Consider the following 2,584-nt stretch of genomic DNA (forward strand, 5'->3'; position numbering starts at 1 on the left):
TGTGGCATTCGCGTCTCAGGTGTGGAATGAAATCAATGGGTTAAACCTGAAGAAAAATATTCTGCCAACGCGTGAACGAGCCAGTTTAATTATGACAAAAAGCGCCAATCATGCTGTCGAACGCGTTACGTTACGTAAATAAGGTCGTAAGGGGATATCACATCCCCTTATTATTATGATGCGCCGCGCAGCGAGATTTCCCCTCCGATGTAGGGTATCAACACGCCGTTTTGCTCCAATAACAAAGCCCCTTGATTATCAATTCCTTTATCGACTCCGATGATCTCTTTATCGCCCATCAATAGTTTTACCGGCCGATTATAAAAATTATCCAGCGACTTCCAGCGGGGAATGAAAGGAGCCAATCCATGCTGTTCGAAAGATATCAACGCCGCTCGTAATTCGGTTATCAAGCGAGCCGCCAACGTGTTGCGATCGATAGCGATCCCCGCTTCCTGCAGATTAATCCAGCCTTGATTGATCATTTCCGCGCCCGGCTCCCGCATACGCAAATTGACTCCGGCGCCAATAACAAGGTGAGCTGCGTCGCCAGTTCTGCCGTTGAGCTCAACCAGAATTCCAGCTAACTTGCGATCGTTCAAATAGAGATCGTTGGGCCACTTAACCCGTACGCCTTTCGCACCCAGGTCATGCAGCACCTCCGCCATGATGATACCAATGACCAGACTCACTCCTATCGCAGCCGCAGGCCCTTGTTCTAAACGCCAATAGAGCGATAAGTAGAGATTCGCTCCGAAGGGGGAGAACCATCTCCGCCCTCTCCGGCCGCGTCCCGCCTGCTGATATTCAGAGATGCAAACATCCCCCGATGAAACCTTATCGAGGCGATCCAGCAAATACTGGTTGGTGGAGTCAATGACGGGTAACACATCAATATTCCCACCGCTGGTGAGCGTCCGGATTTTTTCAGCATCCAATAACTCTATGGGAGCGGGTAATGCATAGCCTTTACCGGTTACGGTATAAACATCAAGGCCCCATTCACGAATCGTGTGTATGTGTTTGTTGATTGCAGAACGGCTCATGCCCAGGCGCTCGCCAAGCACTTCACCCGAATAGAATTCGCCATCGGATAAAATAGAGATCAGCTTGAGGGGGACTGTATTATCTCTCATGCCAATACCTCGACCGCGTTAACTTCGCCCTGACACGCGATAAATCGCACTTCAGGTTCCAACCCAATACCAAATTTATCAGCCACCTGATTGCGCACATAGCGCGCCAAGCCAACAACGTCTTTGCTGGACGCATTTCCGACGTTGATAATAACCAAAGCCTGATTCGCATGTACCGCAGCATCGCCAATGCGGTAGCCTTTAAGCTCACATTGGTCGATTAACCACCCGGCGGCGAATTTCACCTCGCCATTAGCCTGGGGATAATGCGGCGCATGGGGGAAGCGACGTAGTAGCTCGTTCGCTTGAGCGGCGGGAAGTACTGGATTCTTGAAAAAACTGCCAGCGTTCCCATTCACAGCAGGGTCGGGCAGCTTGCTCTTGCGCATAGCGCACACGAGATCGAAAACCTGCTGTGGCGTCACGGTCTGAAGATTGAGTCGCGTTAGATCTCCATAGTTCAGCACCGGCTGCCAGGTTTGGGCAACGTTAGCCCGACGGCCGTAATCGCATAGCCATCCCGGTATTCATGTTTGAAGATGCTTTCACGGTAGGCAAACTGGCAGTCATCCTGTGCCAACCGCGTTAGTTCGGCGGTATTGAGGTTCAAGACATCGACGTAGGCACACACGTCTTTCAGCTCAACGCCGTACGCTCCGATATTCTGGATCGGGGCCGAGCCAACGCAGCCAGGGATTAATGCAAGATTTTCTAACCCGGAAATGTGGTGGTGTAAGGTGAATTCAACCAGGTCATGCCAGACTTCGCCAGCACCGACATGAAGGTGCCAACATGTGTCTGTCTCTTTAATCTCAATCCCTCTCAGACGGTTCAATACAATACACCCAGCAAAATCTTCGAGAAAAAGGACATTGCTTCCACCGCCTAGAATTAGCACTGACTGTTCTGAAATGGTCGCTTTTTTCCAGGCGTAAAGAAGATCTTCGACTGTTTTGGCTGTAATCACGTCGTTGGCTGAAACAGGCAGGGAGAATGAATTATAGGGCTGTAATGCGGCGGCACTCGTCATAGTCGTCTTCATGCTCGATATATATTTAATCGCTACAGTTTACTCGATCCAGACATATTATTGAGCAGTGATTTCTGAAGTGTACCCTCGCCGCATTTTCGAAGTATCCGTTGTTCCAAAACCCAGCGCCGGTTTATTCACTGCTTAAGTAAAGACCAGAAATAGAGGGTTAGGCCTTATTTACATGCGATTGCTCGAAAGATGCAACGCAGACGCGGCTGGAGGGGATTGGGCTACTCTCTTATCCAACCTTGTACGCCAGAGGCAATCCACCTCGGGCTGACAGCACCAAAGGCTTCATATTGGGGCGACTAACATCTTGAAAAACCATGTAGTTACCGCATCACCTCGGCATCCACGGGTTAAGTCCACATACAACCAATGGGCTGTCGTCTCCCAGAGGAAAATACACCGATGC

Annotated in this window: 1 protein-coding gene and 2 pseudogenes; 1 reads left to right on the forward strand and 2 read right to left on the reverse strand. The window is 50.2% G+C overall.

Annotated elements, in window-relative coordinates:
- Nucleotides 1-142, forward strand: a pseudogene (locus tag AU511_RS16665) (type I pantothenate kinase); the annotation flags it as partial.
- A 31-nt stretch (nucleotides 143-173) separates the two neighbouring features.
- On the opposite strand, the gene birA reads toward AU511_RS16665, so the two are convergent.
- Nucleotides 174-1,136 carry a bifunctional biotin--[acetyl-CoA-carboxylase] ligase/biotin operon repressor BirA gene (gene birA, locus AU511_RS16670; protein ID WP_094102247.1) on the reverse strand — a complete coding sequence of 321 codons (963 nt, stop codon included), beginning with the start codon at nucleotides 1,134-1,136 and terminating at the stop codon, nucleotides 174-176.
- Nucleotides 1,133-2,166: pseudogene (murB, locus tag AU511_RS16675) on the reverse strand (UDP-N-acetylmuramate dehydrogenase). The gene birA and the pseudogene murB overlap by 4 nt, the downstream one beginning before the upstream one ends.
- Nucleotides 2,167-2,584: the final 418 nt, after the last annotated feature.

Source organism: Lonsdalea iberica (assembly GCF_002111585.1).
In the GTDB taxonomy this organism is placed as follows: domain Bacteria; phylum Pseudomonadota; class Gammaproteobacteria; order Enterobacterales; family Enterobacteriaceae; genus Lonsdalea; species Lonsdalea iberica.

Coding starts and splice junctions, on each gene's coding strand:
- birA (WP_094102247.1), bottom strand. CDS start 1,136: ATGAGAGATAATACAGTCCCCCTCAAGCTGATCTCTATTTTATCCGAT.